Annotated in this window: 14 protein-coding genes; 13 read left to right on the forward strand and 1 reads right to left on the reverse strand. The window is 41.3% G+C overall.

Translation table 11 applies throughout. The features are described from left to right. Positions 1–252: 252 nt before the first annotated feature. Positions 253–990, forward strand: a complete 738-nt coding sequence (locus RBQ60_RS01350; RefSeq protein WP_307884811.1) for an AAA family ATPase — start codon at positions 253–255, stop codon at positions 988–990. Positions 991–1,200: 210 nt separating this feature from the next. Continuing rightward, positions 1,201–2,058, forward strand: a complete 858-nt coding sequence (locus RBQ60_RS01355) for an AraC family transcriptional regulator (protein WP_307884812.1) — start codon at positions 1,201–1,203, stop codon at positions 2,056–2,058. Between the two features lie 145 nt (positions 2,059–2,203). On the opposite strand, the gene RBQ60_RS01360 is transcribed toward RBQ60_RS01355, so the two are convergent. After that, positions 2,204–3,832 carry an MBL fold metallo-hydrolase RNA specificity domain-containing protein gene (locus RBQ60_RS01360; protein WP_307884813.1) on the reverse strand — a complete coding sequence of 543 codons (1,629 nt, stop codon included), beginning with the start codon at positions 3,830–3,832 and terminating at the stop codon, positions 2,204–2,206. Between the two features lie 314 nt (positions 3,833–4,146). Here RBQ60_RS01360 and glgB point away from each other — a divergent pair, with 314 nt between their 5' ends. The 11 genes from glgB (at position 4,147) to ybeY (ending at position 15,458) form a co-directional block, all read left to right on the forward strand. Further along, on the forward strand, positions 4,147–6,306 hold the full coding sequence (glgB, locus tag RBQ60_RS01365; protein ID WP_307884814.1) for a 1,4-alpha-glucan branching protein GlgB: 2,160 nt from the start codon (positions 4,147–4,149) through the stop codon (positions 6,304–6,306). A gap of 214 nt (positions 6,307–6,520) precedes the next feature. After that, positions 6,521–6,697 (forward strand): 30S ribosomal protein S21, encoded by a 177-nt coding sequence (rpsU, locus tag RBQ60_RS01370; RefSeq protein ID WP_022255363.1) that lies wholly within the window; start codon positions 6,521–6,523, stop codon positions 6,695–6,697. A gap of 34 nt (positions 6,698–6,731) precedes the next feature. Beyond that, on the forward strand, positions 6,732–7,184 hold the full coding sequence (locus RBQ60_RS01375; protein WP_307884815.1) for a GatB/YqeY domain-containing protein: 453 nt from the start codon (positions 6,732–6,734) through the stop codon (positions 7,182–7,184). Between the two features lie 225 nt (positions 7,185–7,409). Beyond that, the gene (locus tag RBQ60_RS01380) at positions 7,410–8,408 is read left to right on the forward strand and encodes an ABC transporter substrate-binding protein (RefSeq protein ID WP_307884816.1); all 999 of its coding nucleotides are present in this window, start codon (positions 7,410–7,412) and stop codon (positions 8,406–8,408) included. A gap of 98 nt (positions 8,409–8,506) precedes the next feature. Then, on the forward strand, positions 8,507–9,415 hold the full coding sequence (locus RBQ60_RS01385) for an ABC transporter permease (protein WP_307884817.1): 909 nt from the start codon (positions 8,507–8,509) through the stop codon (positions 9,413–9,415). Next, positions 9,408–10,202, forward strand: a complete 795-nt coding sequence (locus RBQ60_RS01390) for an ABC transporter ATP-binding protein (protein WP_307884818.1) — start codon at positions 9,408–9,410, stop codon at positions 10,200–10,202. Before RBQ60_RS01385 ends, RBQ60_RS01390 begins: the two co-directional genes overlap by 8 nt. Positions 10,203–10,432: 230 nt before the next feature. Then, positions 10,433–10,696, forward strand: coding sequence for a sporulation protein YqfC (yqfC, locus tag RBQ60_RS01395; protein WP_307884819.1), 264 nt, complete (start codon positions 10,433–10,435; stop codon positions 10,694–10,696). 13 nt (positions 10,697–10,709) lie between these two features. Then, positions 10,710–11,951 (forward strand): sporulation protein YqfD, encoded by a 1,242-nt coding sequence (gene yqfD / locus RBQ60_RS01400; RefSeq protein WP_307884820.1) that lies wholly within the window; start codon positions 10,710–10,712, stop codon positions 11,949–11,951. Further along, the gene (locus RBQ60_RS01405; RefSeq protein WP_307884821.1) at positions 11,914–12,915 is read left to right on the forward strand and encodes a PhoH family protein; all 1,002 of its coding nucleotides are present in this window, start codon (positions 11,914–11,916) and stop codon (positions 12,913–12,915) included. Before yqfD ends, RBQ60_RS01405 begins: the two co-directional genes overlap by 38 nt. Continuing rightward, the gene (locus tag RBQ60_RS01410; protein ID WP_307884822.1) at positions 12,884–15,019 is read left to right on the forward strand and encodes an HD family phosphohydrolase; all 2,136 of its coding nucleotides are present in this window, start codon (positions 12,884–12,886) and stop codon (positions 15,017–15,019) included. Before RBQ60_RS01405 ends, RBQ60_RS01410 begins: the two co-directional genes overlap by 32 nt. Continuing rightward, entirely contained in the window at positions 14,988–15,458 is a 471-nt protein-coding gene (ybeY, locus tag RBQ60_RS01415; protein ID WP_307884823.1) for an rRNA maturation RNase YbeY, read from the forward strand. Before RBQ60_RS01410 ends, ybeY begins: the two co-directional genes overlap by 32 nt. Positions 15,459–15,468 lie beyond the last annotated feature (10 nt).

Here is a 15,468-nt window from a genome sequence, read left to right on the forward strand (position 1 = left end):
GATTGGTAAAGTTAACTTAACATATCAAGAAAAAGCCATTTTGCTGGTATACATATGGATTAAAGCATAGTGAAAGTAAAACACAAAGATGGATTGGGAAAGATGCATTAAATGAGATGGAGAACTTAGTGAAGGTGGAGGGGCGTAAAGGGCTGCTTCATGCCAATTCACAGATGGGAAAAGAGGAAGAAGAAATTTAAATTTACTAGCAGATGGATAAAGATTTTATATTGGCGAAAGGAGTACCAAGACTTGAGTTCTACAAAATATATAAAAGATATCATATTAAAAAATTCAATTTGTCATTCATCATACTTAGCCAATCTTCCGGCTATTCAGTATTTGATGAAAAAGAAAAAGCTCTCGTTAACAAGGGAGGTAACTTTTTTTGTAGGTGAGAATGGAACAGGAAAATCCACACTTCTTGAAGCCATTGCAGTTGCCTATGGTTTTAATCCAGAAGGTGGAACAAGAAACTTTTCGTTTGCCACCAGCAACACCCACTCCGAGTTGTATAAAAATTTAATAATAACAAAAACAGACTTTGCTAAAGATGGTTTTTTCCTTCGAGCAGAAAGCTTTTATAATGTTGCAAGTTATATTGATGAAGTTGGTGTGACTCATAATTATGGTGAAAAGTCGTTACACAACCAATCGCATGGGGAAAGCTTTTTATCGCTTATACAAAATAGATTTAGTGGTGACAGTTTATATCTCTTAGATGAACCGGAAGCCGCACTATCCCCAATGAGACTTCTGACTTTAATTGCTGAAATTGATAACCTTGTTAAAAAAAATTCTCAATTTATTATTGCAACGCATTCGCCAATACTAATGTCATTTCCAAATGCAGAGATTTTAGAGTTCTCACAAAATGGAATGAAATCAGTAGAATACAAAGAAACAGAACACTATAAAGTAACAAAATTCTTTTTAGAAAACCCTGATAGAATGCTGAAGTATTTATTAGACGACAAAAACAGCGAATGAATATAATAATCTTATCGAGTAATGTCGAATTCCTTTTTTATTTATAAACCAAATGAGAATATTGTGTGTTATCGTTAATCAAATCAATGATGTCTTTATCATTTTAATGAGTGGCGTACTTTCAACTTGGAAAGACAAAATAAAGCAGAATAAGTCGGGAACAGCCAATGTGAAGATGATAAAATTAGGGCACAGAAGGAGGTGGCGAGTATGGGGTGGATTGAAAGTATCGGTGATGCAATTCATTATATTGAGGACAATATCACAGAAGAGATTACAATGGAAGAAGTTGCAAAACATGCACTTTTATCACCATTTTATTTCCAAAAAGGATTTGCCATGTTATGTGGATTTACAGTTGGAGAATATATCAGACAGCGGAGACTTACCCTTGCTGGAAATGAGCTTATTTCTACGGACAAGAAGGTTATTGATATTGCATTGAAATACGGTTATACCTCACCAGATAGCTTTACGAAAGCTTTTACTCGATTTCACAGTGTGACACCTACGGCTGTTCGAAAAGATGGAGTGATGATGAAGTCTTTTGCTCCCTTAAAAATCAAATTCGTATTGGAAGGTGGCTATATTATGGACTACAAAATTGTCGAAAAAGAAGCGTTTACAGTTTTAGCAGCAACAAAGAAATTTAAGTATGAGAATGCGGAGGTGGAAGTGCCAGAGTTTTGGAAAGAACACTATCAATCAGGAAAAGGTCAAACTGTATGCGGTATGTACGGAATTAATATGGATGAAGACATGGGCGGAGATGAATTTGAGTATTCCATCGCAGATGATTATAACCCATCAAAGGAAATTCCTGCTGGACTTGTAACAAAAATCATACCAAAGTTTACATGGGCTGTTTTTGCATGTAAAGGAGCAATCTCCCATTCTTTTCGGGATATAAATCAAAGAATTTTTTCGGAATGGTTACCCAATAGTAAAGATTATGAAATTGCCGCTGGGTACAACATTGAGATGTACAATAATCCTGCTGATTATCCTAAGGGAACGGAAGATGAAAACTATTATAGTGAAGTTTGGATTCCTGTGAAGAAAAAGTAGGGGAGAATACGGTTTAGTAAGGTATTTTAAGTTTAACACCAAATTAAGGCATCCTCATTCTGATGAACGTAGGATGCCCTTTTAATATACTTAAATGGGTGTCATTTTTTCAACGCAAACCTCCATAGGTTATGTTTCTCGATGCTTATGAGCGTTCCAGTTTATCACAGAAGTCTTGTATCTGTTCAAGCAGCTTTTCCATATCTCGGTTGGCACCACCTTTGTTTTGATTCACAATTTGGACGAAGTGTTTGGTAGCCAAATCCAGTTGATCGGCTAAATACATCGCCCGCTTACCCCCTGGGGACTTGGATTTTTCCTTAGGAATTTCTTTGGGTTTAACGGGGATTTTCACACCTTCTTTTAACAAAGCTCCCGTGGATAAGTCATAGCAAGCACCGCTAAAAGGGGCAATGGCGTTGTAATTATATTCTTCAGTAAGATTTTGCACAAAGGCATCGGCCACAGTATCTTCGCCGTGGACAACAAAGACATTTATGGGTTTTGGATCAAAGTGAGTAATCCAACGCAACAAACCATCTTTATCAGCATGACCGCTTACCCCTGACAGCTGTTCAATGTGGGCATTTATGGTAATGGTTTCGCCAAAAAGGCGAACTTCTTTTGCACCATCCACAATCATTCTACCTAAGGTTCCCAAAGCTTGATAACCTACGAAAAGCACTGTGCTTTCCTTACGCCATAAATTGTGCTTTAAATGATGGCGGATACGCCCTGCTTCACACATACCCGAAGCAGAAATGATTACTTTTGGGTCTCTATCAAAGTTGATTGCTTGAGAATCCTCGGGGGTTACAGCAGTGATAAGTCCGCTGAATTCCAAGGGGTTAATTCCCTTTTTTACCAACTCCATTGCCTCGGTATCATAGCAATCCATTCTATTTTCTGTAAATATTTTCGTTGCTTCAATGGCAAGGGGACTGTCAATATATACCTTGAAATTCCCATGATTTTTCACCAGATTTTTTTCTTTGATTTCTCGAATAAAATATAGCATTTCTTGGGTGCGGCCAACGGCAAAGGCGGGTATAACCAGATTTCCACCACGGTCAAAGGCTTCTTGAATATACCTTGCTAATTCCATAACATAATCCGGCGGGGGGTTATGTAAGCGGTCGCCGTAGGTGCTTTCCATGATGACATAGTCCGCTTCTTTTGTGTACCTTGGGTCATGAACAATGGGTTGGTTGAGATTACCGATGTCTCCCGAGTATACAACTTTTTTCGTAGTATCCCCTTCTGTAAGCCAAATTTCTATGCTGGATGAACCCAGAAGATGGCCTACATCGGTAAAACGGATTTTAATATCATCCGTCACAGGTATTTCGACTTCATAATCGCAAGGAACAAAATGACTGGCAACTGCCGATGCCTCCTCAGTGGTATAGAGGGGGATAAAAGGCTTTGTTCCAGCTCTTTTGGCTTTTCTGTTTCGCCACTTGGCTTCAAACTCCTGAATGTATGCACTATCCAAAAGCATGATGCGACACAGGTCTGTGGTGGCCTCGGTAGCAAAAATTTCCCCGCGGAACCCGTTTTTGTATAGCAAGGGCAATAATCCTGAGTGATCAATGTGTGCGTGGGACAAGAAAACATAGTCAATAGCAGATGCAGGGACGGGTATTTCTTGGTTTTCATATGTGTCATGGCCTTGCTCCATACCGCAGTCCAGCAGAATACTTTTTCCGCAAGCTTCGATATAATGGCAGCTGCCTGTAACCTCGTGGGCAGCACCTAAAAACATTAACTTCATGTGGTTTCCCCCTTATCGTACAAGTTTGGAAAATTGCAATTTATTTCAGTATAGCCCTATTTATTCTATATGACAAGATGGCATATTATTTGTCAAATTAATATGCCGCTGTGTCGAAAAGGCCTATTTTTATGTATGGTAAACAGTGGTTAGGTGGTATATAATAAAGACAAACAACTATAAAATGAAGCCCTTGGGGTTAATTAGATAAAGATGCTAAGGTTAGAAGGGGTGATATTATTAAAATAACAGAGTTATATGATATTTTTCAAATCGTTAGTGGTGAGCACTACGACCCCCATAGCGTGTTGGGGATGCATGAAATTCATATTGACGGGGAGACCGCCATTGTTGTTCGGGCTTTTTTACCCAGTGCACAAAGAATTTATGTAATCGATATGAGAGATGAAAATAACAATAAGAAATATGCCATGACAAAAATTCATGAGGATGGTTTCTTTGAAGTGCTTATATGGGATAGTGAATGGTTTCCGTATATGTTAGCCTTTACGGATTATGGTGGAAATAGTTGGAAGAGCTACGATGCCTATTCCTATTTATCCACGATTTCCGAGTATGACAGATACCTTTTTGGTGCAGGGAATCATTATGAAATTTACGAAAAAATGGGTGGTCGGCTGATAAGCCATGGTGGTACTAAGGGCGGAGCATTTACCGTTTGGGCGCCTAATGCAAAAAGTGTTAGTGTTATTGGAAATTTCAATCAATGGGATACCCGCCGCAACCCAATGCGCCGTTTGGGCATTTCTGGGGTTTGGGAACTTTTTATTCCGGGCTTGATGGAAAATGACCAATATAAATTTCATGTGGTACAGTGTGATGGAACCCCTGTGGATAAGGCGGATCCCTATGGCAGATATGCCCAAGTAAGGCCGGAGACTGCTTCTGTACTATATGATGCAAAGAAGTATAAGTGGAAAGATAAAAGGTGGGTTACAGGGAAATCCAAGAAAAACCCATATACGTCACCTATGAACGTATATGAGGTGCATTTGGGTTCTTGGAAGCGTGTTCCCGAGGAGGGAAATCGTTTCCTAAGCTATACAGAGCTTGCAGATAAGTTGGTGCCCTACGTAAAAGATATGGGTTATAACTATATTGAGCTTTTACCTGTTCAGGAGCATCCCTTTGACGGAAGTTGGGGTTATCAGCTGACAGGATACTTTGCACCTACCAGCCGTTTTGGTACTCCTGATGAATTTAAGCATTTCGTGGATACGTGCCATAACCATGGCATTGGGGTGATTTTGGACTGGGTGCCTGCCCATTTCCCTAAGGACTCCTTTGGACTTGGCAGGTTTGATGGAACGGCTTTATATGAACATGCAGACCCTCGCCGTGGAGAGCATCGCCAGTGGGGTACCTATATGTTTAACTATGGAAGAAAAGAAGTGAGTAACTTTTTAATCAGCAACGCATTATTTTGGCTCAAGGAGTACCATATTGATGGGTTAAGGGTGGATGCTGTGGCTTCCATGCTATACCTGGACTTTGGCAAAGAAGCGGGAGAGTGGCTTCCAAACCAATATGGGGGTAGTGAAAATCTTGAGGCCGTTGAGTTTTTAAAACATATGAATTCCATTGTTAAGGAAAGAGAACCTCATGCACTGATGATTGCAGAAGAATCCACCTCTTGGCCAGGGGTAACCAAGGATCCGAAAGAGGGGGGCTTAGGTTTCCACCTTAAGTGGAATATGGGGTGGATGAACGATTTTCTTTTCTATATTAAAAACGACCCCCTATTTCGCAGAAACCATCATAACCGTTTGACCTTCGGCATGGCATACCATTACTCCGAGAACTTTATGTTGGTACTTTCCCATGATGAGGTTGTGCATGAAAAAAGTGCTATGATTGGGAAAATGCCAGGGGATGATTGGCAAAGGTTTGCAAACCTCCGTCTTTCCTATGGGTTTATGTATGGTCATCCCGGTAAAAAATTGCTTTTTATGGGTGGAGAGTTTGGGCAGTATCAAGAATGGTGTGAATCCAGAAGTTTAGATTGGCACTTATTGCAGTATGCTGACCATCAGCAAATGCAGGCGTATGTTCAAGCTTTGAATCAGCTTTATCTTGAAAAAGAGGCCTTCTGGAAAGAAGATTTTGATTCTCATGGATTCCAGTGGATTGATTGCGATGATAAGGATTCTTCTATTGTATCTTTTATTCGCCGCAGTGAAGATGAGGAGATTTATTGTATTTGCAATTTTACCCCGGTTTTGCACCATGCTTTTAGAATAGGGGTGCCTGAAAAAGGAACCTATAAAGAGATTTTTAATAGTGATAGAAATGTCTTTGGCGGCAGTGGGGTGGAAAATACAAAAAAGATATCTTCTGAGGAAACGCCATGGAACCATTTTAGTCAAAGTATTGTGGTAAAAATCCCACCACTTTCTATAATTATTTTAGAACAAGCGAAAGAAAGGGAAAAAAAGTCAACAAAAAAAATATAAAAATAATGTTGGAAATCAATATCTTGTGGTTGACCCTAGGGTGTGAGGGGTAGATATAGTCGGCTCGATTTTTTTCTTCTTAAAAAGAGACTCTCTGTATTGACGGTTGTTGCTTTTTTGTGTATAATTCTTAAATGTATGGTAAAAGGGCGAATCTGGCGCGGTTTTTACCAACTGCAACAAACGATTCTCGCATCTGGAGGGAGGGAAATTCATGTCGGAGGTAAAAGTTAAAGAAAATGAATCCTTAGACAGCGCACTACGTCGTTTTAAAAGAACATGTGCCAGAGATGGCATCATGGGCGAAGTTCGCAAAAGAGAGCATTATGACAAGCCCAGCGTAAAGCGCAAAAAGAAATCCGAAGCCGCAAGAAAACGTAAATTCAAGTAATTACTAATATCTAACGGCGAAGAGGGATGATGATATGTCATTAAAAGAGCAACTTTTTGCAGATTTAAAAACTGCGATGAAAGAAAAGGATTCCGTACGAAAGGATACAATTCAGCTGGTCCGTTCGGGTATCCTACAGATCGAGAAGGACAATAAAGTCGAGTTGGATGATGACGGCGTTATTGAAGTGGTCACCAAACAGCTGAAAAGCAGAAGAGATTCCCTTCCTGAATTTGAAAAAAGCGGAAGAACAGATCTAATCGAAAAACTCAATCAAGAGATCGACATTTTGTTAGGTTACCTTCCAGAGCAATTAAGTGAAACCGAAATCCAGACGATCGTAGAAGAAGCGATTAAGGAAACCGGCGCATCCACCATTAAAGAAATGGGGAAAGTCATGGCGGTGGTTACACCGAAAGTGATTGGGCGTGCCGACAACAAGATCGTTGGCAGTTTTGTAAAGAAAATGCTCCAGGGCAATCAATAATCAAAGTGAAATTTTAAAGACCTGTTGGTGAAAACCAACAGGTCTTTTTCTTTTTATTCAAAAAACTACGAAAAAAAAGAAAATATCCCAGAGAATTTTGTATGGATTTCAATACATTTTATCTTGACTTTCAAAATATGCGTTGTTATAATTACTTTAATAAATTAAAGCATAACCGCATATATGTACTAAAGTACATGGTTATATTCGAGGGAGTGGTATGGTATGAAAATGAGAAAAATACCTTTGGTTGCAGCAATGGCTATGGCGGCAATGGTAATTTCTATGACAGGCTGCGGTGGCGAAAGCGAGGCTGAGGCACCTGCGGTGGAAGAAACTGCAGATGCAAAAAGCTATACAGTAGGCGTGATGCAGTTGGTGGAGCATCCTGCGTTGGATGCTGCTACGCAAGGGTTTCAGGATAAGCTAAAAGAACTATTAGGTGAGTCCGTAACCTTTGACGTACAAAATGCTCAAGGGGAAAGCACAAACTGCACAACAATTGCAACAAAATTTGTTACAGACGATGTTGATTTAATAATGGCAAATGCAACAGGTGCTGTTCAGGCTGCAGCAGCGGCAACTGGAGATATTCCTGTGGTGGGTACATCAGTAACGGATTACAAAACAGCCGGTGTCATTGAGAAAAACGATGCACCTGGAAGAAATGTAACAGGCGTTTCTGACTTAGCACCTGTGGACCAGCAAATTGCTTTGCTCAAGAAGGTGAATCCTGAAGCAAAGAAAGTAGCCATTGTATATTGCAGTGCAGAGCCTAACTCAATTTTCCAGTCTGAATTGGCACAAAAATACTTAACAGAAGCTGGCATTGAATTTAAAGAATACACAGCGGCAGACTCCAACGAAATTCGTGCGGTTATTACAAAGGCTGTTGGTGAATGCGATACGGTGTATGTTCCTACGGATAATACCATGGCCAGCAATATGGGGATTATTAAAAACGTTACAGTGCCTGCGGGCATCCCTGTTATTACGGGGGAGGAAGGAATGTGTGCCAAGGGTGGTTTAGCAACGTTAAGTATCAGTTACTATGAACTAGGCATGAAAGCTGGCGAAATGGCATACGACATTTTGGTAAACGGTGCTGACCCTGCAACAACACCAATTGCTTTTGTTTCCGATAATATTGTTCCAAAATATAATGCTGAAATTGCTGAAACTTTAGGAGTAACAATGCCAGAAGATTTTGAAGCAATCCAATAATGAAAGGCATATAAAGAGGCAGAGCGGGGCAGGTGACTGACCGCTCCCTTTTTTCTATGAGAGAGATGAAAAGAGGAATAAGAAGTGGGGGGAGCAAAATGAATGTTATGGCGTTAATGAAAGCATTACCTGGCTCTGTGGCCCAAGGGTTGATTTGGGGCTTGCTGGCCATTGGGGTGTACATTACATATAAAGTATTGGATTATGCAGATTTGACCGTAGACGGAAGCCTGTGTACAGGTGGAGCCGTTGCGGTTATGATGATGCTTGGTGGGTATAACCCCTATCTTGCTTTAATCGGGGCAACCGTAGCGGGCATGGCGGCTGGTTTGGTGACAGGGGTATTTCACGTTACCTTTGGCATCCCTGCAATTTTATCAGGTATTTTGACCCAATTAGGATTATATTCTGTGAATATGCGTATTATGGGCAAGTCTAACCAAGCTATCAGCGTGGATGAATATCCTTTGATTTTAAGCTTGCGTGATATTTCTAATACAATCATTGTTTCTACAATTTTTTGTGCAGTTGTAATTGGAATTTTATACTGGTTCTTTGGCACGGAACTTGGTCGTTCTATTCGTGCTACAGGAAACAACGAAAATATGTCTAGAGCCCAAGGGATTAACACAAAAACCATGAAAATTGTGGGTCTAATGATTTCTAATGGTTTGGTTGGCTTATCTGGTGCGTTATATGCCCAGTATCAAGGCAATGCCGATGTAAACATGGGTCGTGGTGCCATTGTAATTGGTTTGGCGGCGGTCATCATCGGTGGCGTTTTATTTGGTAAGATTTTTCGGAATTTTGCAATGCGTTTGGTTGGTGTCATTTTTGGTGCAATTTTATATTTTGTTGTTATTACTGTGGTATTACAGCTTGGCATGGAAACTACAGATTTGAAATTGGTAAGTGCGTTGATTGTGGCGGCGTTCTTGGCAGTGCCTTATATGAGAGGGCAGTATTATGTGAAACACGGGAAAAAGGGAGGGAAGGCAAATGCTTGAGATAAAAGAAATTTATAAAACCTTTAACCCCAATACGCCAAACGAAAAAAAGGCATTAAATGGATTAAATTTAACACTGGAAGCGGGAGATTTCGTAACCATTATTGGTGGTAACGGTGCAGGGAAATCAACAATGCTCAATGCCATTGCAGGGGTTTGGCCTGTGGACAGTGGTAAGGTGATGATCGACGGTGTTGATGTAACAAAACTGCCTGAACACAAAAGAGCCTTGTATTTAGGACGTGTATTTCAGGATCCCATGAATGGTACTGCGGCGGACATGGAAATTGAGGAAAACTTGGCACTGGCATTTCGCAGAGGAAAGGCCCGTGGCCTTCGCTGGGGCATTACGCCAAAGGAAAGGGAAGATTATAAGGAGCTTCTGAAAACTTTAGACTTAGGCTTGGAAACCCGCCTTAGAGCCAAGGTTGGCCTCCTTTCTGGCGGGCAAAGACAGGCATTGACCTTGCTTATGGCCACATTGAAAAAGCCAAAACTTCTTCTGTTAGATGAACATACAGCGGCCTTAGACCCCAAAACAGCGGCAAAGGTTTTAGAACTTTCCGACCGTATCATTGAGGAGCATGGCTTAACGGCTTTGATGGTAACCCATAATATGAAGGATGCCATTGCCCATGGTAATCGCTTGATTATGATGTGGGATGGACGAATTATTTTGGATATTAAAGGGGACGAAAAGAAGAAGCTGACAGTGGAGGACTTGCTGCAAAAATTCTCTGTGGCAAGCGGAAGTGAGTTTGTAAGTGACAGAGCACTTTTAGGTTAATGGAAAAAGTACGATTTCTTTGGATTAAGAAGTCGTGCTTTTTTTTATTTGAAACAGGGCATGGTAAGTGAACGGTTAGGGGCAATGTACTTTAAAATAAAGGCTTATTTGGCAGCAGGGATGATGCTTATCTTTTGACATTGTACCCTTTTAACATTAGAGGACAAGGTATTTCTTTGACTTTTTTAGCATAATGTAAACAAACGGTTTTTCGGATGGTGATGAGGTATATGGATTTACGCAGGGGTGTAACAGAAGCATTGGACCTGCCGAAGGAGATCATGCTGGATTTGCCGTTGATTTCCTTAACGGGACGGGAAGAGATTACTGTTGAAAATCATAAAGGAATATTGACCTATGGAGAAGAGAGTATTCGTGTGGGCACAAAGGTGGGTACCCTGTGCATCCGTGGGCAGGATTTGGGGCTAAAGCAGCTGACTGGCGATGCATTGGTGATTACAGGAAAGCTGATTGCCATTGAATTTTTGACCTGATGAGGTGAGGATTTTGTTTCTGGCATTATGGTATTATTTTCGTGGATATGTTATGATAAAAGTGAACGGTTTTGCTGCGGAGCGGTTTATGAATATGCTCTCTTATCGGGGAGTATACTTATGGGACGTAGAGTCTGACGGCGCTGGGGTGCGATTAAAAGTGCCTATGGGAAGTATGGATATGGTTTCCATGTGTGCGGAGAAAACCGGTTGTAGGCTTGAGGTGCAGCGTTATGGTGGATTCCCAGCCAAAGCCCACCGTTTCAAAGGACGACAGGTTTTGACGGCGGGGGTGTTGATTTTTGCCGCTGGGCTTTACCTACTCTCGTCCTTTATTTGGGTTATCCGTGTGGAGGGAAACGATCGGGTAGCCGTTGAGGATATCCTGACCTATTGTCAGGAACTAGGATTGAAGCCTGCTGCTTGGAAACGAGGAGTTCACCCAGAAGAAATAACAAAAGAATTATTGGTTCAGTTTCCCGATATCTCTTGGGTGAGTGTGGGCATAAAAGGAACAGACGTAACCATAAAAATTGCAGAAACCATTGAAAAGACAGAGGTATTGGACAAGGAGACACCTTGTGATGTCATAGCAAACATGGATGGCGTGATATTAAAAATTACCGCTGAAAGAGGAACGCCCATGGTAAAAGAGGGCGATGTGGTAAAAAAGGGGGATGTGTTGATTTCCTCGGAAGTATTAATTGGGCTGGAAGGCGAGGAACAGCACGTGGACTATGTGGCGGCAGAAGGGACGGTAAAGGCTAAAGTCTGGCAGCAGTTAACGGAAGAATTACCCCTTACATACGAAGAAAAAATCTATACGGGAGAAACGAAAACAAACAAAATTCTAAGCTTTTGGGGTAAGGATGCGGATTTTATCCACCCCTCCATGGACGATGCGAAGGCTGATGTTGAGGTTCTTTTTGAAAAAGATTTGGCTTTAGGTGATTTTAAAGTGCCTATTTCTATAAAAAAAGAGCAATATAATATATATATCCTTGAAAGTAGGAGCCGCACAGTGGATGAGGCAAAGGCAGAGCTTGAGGAAACTTTAAGAAATAAGACGGAGCAATGCTTAGGACCATATGGTACAATTGAAAAAATCGAGGTGCACTTTGAAGAATATACCGATTGTGTCCGTGCCAAAGGGCAGGCGGTACTAACAGAGCGAATCGACGAAAAACGGAAAGTAGAGAAAGGGCGGGATGCCGTAGATGGCACAGATCGAGAGAACCATGCAACTGGACAATAGGGTGATGTTGCCTGTTTTTGGACAGTTCGATGGGAACATAAGAAAGATTGAAAAAGAGTGTAATGTAAAAATCGTGAACCGTGGAGATGATGTAAAAATCAGCGGGGAAGAGGTTAGTGTGCATAAGGCATGGAGTGTGATGAACTCTATGGCGGCTTTGGTAAGAAGAGGGGAAGAGATTACAGATCAAAACCTAGGCTATTTTATTACCGCCGCAGAAGAAATGAACCTAGAAGAAGTGGAAAAGGTTTATAACGATTTGATTTGCATTACAGCCAACGGCAGGCCCTTAAAGCCAAAGACACTAGGACAAAAAAAGTATGTAGACCTAATAAAAAATAATACCGTTGTATTTGGTGCTGGCCCTGCAGGTACGGGTAAAACTTACTTGGCAATGGCAATGGCAATTACAGCGTTTAAAAATAATGAAGTTGGACGAATCATTCTGACCCGACCTGCCATTGAAGCGGGAGAGAAGTTGGGATTTTTACCGGGGGATTTACAGCAGAAGGTAGACCCCTATTTAAGACCATTGTACGATGCCCTTTATGAAATTATGGGCTCTGAAAACTTTCTAAAGAATATGGAAAGGGGCCTAATTGAGGTGGCTCCCTTGGCATATATGCGTGGCCGAACCCTTGACAATGCTTTCATTGTGTTGGATGAGGCCCAAAACACAACACCGGAACAGATGAAGATGTTTTTAACCCGTATTGGTTATGGCTCAAAAGCTGTTGTGACAGGGGATTTGACCCAGATCGACTTAACAGAAGGAAAACGTTCGGGGTTGACAGAAGCAACCAAGATACTTTCTGGTATCGAAGGAATTGGGATCATTACCCTTACCAATAAAGACGTTGTACGTCATCCCTTGGTACAAAAAATCATTCTGGCGTATGAAAAATTTGAAACCAAGAAGCGGAGTGATCAGGATGGTAAAAAAGACAAAAGAGGTAGGTATTAGACACTATTCTCAGTGGATATTACTGGCAATTGCTTTTATTGTGACGATACTTTGTATTGGCATAGGCCCTTATGGGCAAAAAAAGGAGATTGTGCAGGTTGGGGATGTGGCGACAAGACGCTATGTTGCAGTGAGAGATACGGTGGATGAAGCAACAACGGAAAAACTCAGGTCGGCAGCGGCGAATAGCGTTGGGCCTATCTATAAAAATGATATCGTAGTTGAAGAAAATAGTACGAAACAGGTAAACGACGTTTTTCAGGAATTGAACGATGTCATACTTGGTATGAACGATGGGGATGACTTTCACCAAAAGGTACAGGAAGCATCCCTGAATCTTCCAGTGGTACTGAGCAGTCGTCATTTATCGGCGTATCAAGCCATGCCCTATTCAAACCGAATTTTGTTTGCCAAGGACTGCGTTGGGATACTCAACCAGATTTACAGTGAGGGGCTTTCTGCCGATGAATTGGAAGAAGGCAAGGCGCAAGTAAAAACTGGGGTTGACGAAACCGATTGGAGTAACGATTTAAAGGGAATGGCCTATACCATTGTTTCTGCCGCTCTAGATCCAAACTTGGTCTTGGATGAGGAGGCTATGGAAGCAGCCAGAGAAGAAAAACGACAAGAAGTGAATCATGTACAGATTCGCAAGAATCAGAAAATTGTAGATGAAGGGGAAATTATAACCCAAGATATTTACGATAGATTGGTTTCTTTAAAGCTAATTGGAGATACCGATAAGAATGGCAGTCTGCTACTTTTTTTAGGCAGTCTGGTCATTATATTGTTATTATTTGGTGCCGTAGGGTTATTTTTCTTTTGGAACAAGGGCACAGTGGTTTTAAAAAAGAACGAAGTACGCATGTTATTTACCGTATATATCATTATGGTACTGCTATGCAAAGCCATGGCGTTATTGCCCTACTATTCATTAATTCCATTAAGCTTGTTCGCTATGCTCATTAGCATTTTAATCGGACGGCGAATGGCTCTTTTAATGAACTGCTTTTTCTGCATTGTTGCTTGCATGATTTTTAGCGGCGAAGCTGAATTTTTAACTTATGCCCTCATCAGCGGCTCCTTTGGCGCATTGATGATACAGAAAACCGAGAGACGTGCCCATATGGTTCCTGTGGCAGTGGGTATGGCAGTGGTGAACTTTGTAGCTATGTTTGCCGTGGGTTTATTCTTCCGAGAAGGGTACGCAACGGAGTTAGTCATCGCCTCAGGCTTAGGTGCGTTAATGGGTTTGATTTCCGTTGTGATTGCTGTAGGCAGTTTGCCATTTTGGGAAGGTGTATTTGAAGCAAACACGCCTTTACGCCTTTTAGAATTGACAAATCCCAACAATGAGCTTTTGCGAAGGTTAATGATTGAAGCACCGGGTACATATCACCATAGTTTAATTGTGGCGAACCTAGCAGAAACTGCCGTTTATGAAATTGGCGGAAATACTGCTTTGGCAAGGGCTGGGGCATATTATCATGATGTTGGAAAGTTGAAAAGTCCTTTGCATTTTGCGGAAAATCAATCGGGGCAGAATCCCCACGATAACCTTGAGCCTAAGGATAGCGCCCGTATTATTACCCAGCACACCAAAGCAGGTGTAGACTTGGCCATGGAATATGGCATTCCAAAGGTTGTTTTAAACTTTATGAGAGAGCATCAAGGTACATCCTTAGTAAAGTATTTTTATTTTAAAGCCTTACAAATGTATGGGGCAGAAAACGTGGTAGAGGCAGATTATCGCTATGACGGCCCAATTCCTTCTAGCAGGGAGTCGGCGGTGGTTATGCTGGCGGATACGGTAGAAGCTGCCGTTCGTGCTATGCTTGGCGGCGGAAAGACTTTGGATGAAGTTGAGGATTTTATTAAAGGTTTAATCAAGGACAAGCTGGATGACGGCCAATTAAACCGTAGTGGGTTAGCCATTCATGAATTGGAAATCATCCGCAAAGCTTTTTTAAAGGTTTTCCACGGAATGTATCATGAAAGAGTCAGCTACCCCCAAAAAGAGGAAATTGAGGCGGCATCCCGCAAAGCTGAACTTGGAAAAGAGGAGAAAAACAGTGACAATACTGATAGACAATCGTACAGATGAGGTTCTTTCAAAGGAGCTTTCTGACGTAATAGAAAAACTAATTCACCAGTCTTTGGACTATGAAGGTTTTGAACAGCCCTGCGAAGTAAGCGTATCCATTGTGGATAATGAAGAAATTCGCCAAATTAACAATCAGTTTCGTAGCATTGATCGGGCAACGGACGTTTTAAGCTTTCCTTTATTGACCTTTGAAGAAGGGGAGTTTGTTGATTTAAACGAAAAGGATGAGGTGCTTCTGGGGGACATTATCATATCTTTGGAACATGCCAGAGAGCAGGCTCAGGAATATGGACACTCGTTAAAAAGAGAAGTTGCTTTTTTAACTGCCCATAGTATGCTTCACCTTTTGGGCTATGACCATATGGAAGAAGAGGAAGAAAAAGAAATGTTTTCCAAACAACGGGAGATACTGATAAAAGCAGGAATTCCCAGAGAATAAAGGAGATGAT

The sequence above is a fragment of the Anaerotignum sp. MB30-C6 genome (assembly GCF_030908465.1).
GTDB lineage: Bacteria > Bacillota > Clostridia > Lachnospirales > Anaerotignaceae > Chakrabartyella.

Coding starts and splice junctions, on each gene's coding strand:
- RBQ60_RS01355 (WP_307884812.1), top strand. CDS start 1,201: ATGGGGTGGATTGAAAGTATCGGTGATGCAATTCATTATATTGAGGAC.
- RBQ60_RS01360 (WP_307884813.1), bottom strand. CDS start 3,832: ATGAAGTTAATGTTTTTAGGTGCTGCCCACGAGGTTACAGGCAGCTGC.
- glgB (WP_307884814.1), top strand. CDS start 4,147: ATGCATGAAATTCATATTGACGGGGAGACCGCCATTGTTGTTCGGGCT.
- rpsU (WP_022255363.1), top strand. CDS start 6,521: ATGTCGGAGGTAAAAGTTAAAGAAAATGAATCCTTAGACAGCGCACTA.
- RBQ60_RS01375 (WP_307884815.1), top strand. CDS start 6,732: ATGTCATTAAAAGAGCAACTTTTTGCAGATTTAAAAACTGCGATGAAA.
- RBQ60_RS01380 (WP_307884816.1), top strand. CDS start 7,410: ATGAAAATGAGAAAAATACCTTTGGTTGCAGCAATGGCTATGGCGGCA.
- RBQ60_RS01385 (WP_307884817.1), top strand. CDS start 8,507: ATGAATGTTATGGCGTTAATGAAAGCATTACCTGGCTCTGTGGCCCAA.
- RBQ60_RS01390 (WP_307884818.1), top strand. CDS start 9,408: ATGCTTGAGATAAAAGAAATTTATAAAACCTTTAACCCCAATACGCCA.
- yqfC (WP_307884819.1), top strand. CDS start 10,433: ATGGATTTACGCAGGGGTGTAACAGAAGCATTGGACCTGCCGAAGGAG.
- RBQ60_RS01405 (WP_307884821.1), top strand. CDS start 11,914: ATGGCACAGATCGAGAGAACCATGCAACTGGACAATAGGGTGATGTTG.
- RBQ60_RS01410 (WP_307884822.1), top strand. CDS start 12,884: ATGGTAAAAAAGACAAAAGAGGTAGGTATTAGACACTATTCTCAGTGG.